General features: G+C 72.5%; 1 protein-coding gene. It reads right to left on the bottom strand.

Annotated features, from left to right (window positions below; genetic code table 11):
* Positions 1 to 258, bottom strand: a 258-nt coding sequence (locus R0J92_RS24320) for an SDR family NAD(P)-dependent oxidoreductase (RefSeq protein WP_411053570.1), incomplete at both ends; no start/stop codon positions are given.

The raw sequence follows: 258 nt of genomic DNA, 5'->3' as shown, positions 1-258 counted from the left end.
CTCGAAGAACTGCCCGAAGGCGGCCTTGGCGCTGCAATAGCCGGCCCGGCCGAGCACCGGCATCCAGCCGGCCATGGACCCGATGTTGATCAGGCCGCCGCCGCGAGCCCGCAGGTCGGGAAGCAGGGCCAGGGTCAGCGCCGCCGGGGCCTCCCAATCCACGGTCATCACCCGGGCCAGCACCGCCGGGTCGGTGTCGGCGGCCAACGAGCGGTGGGTGATGCCGGCGTTGTTGACCAGCAGGTCGACGCCGCCAAG

It is taken from the genome of Tritonibacter sp. SIMBA_163 (genome assembly GCF_046535935.1).
Lineage (GTDB): Bacteria > Pseudomonadota > Alphaproteobacteria > Rhodobacterales > Rhodobacteraceae > Epibacterium > Epibacterium scottomollicae.
The sequence above is the reverse complement of the archived record's forward strand: the minus strand, read 5'-3'. Positions and strand labels throughout refer to the sequence as shown.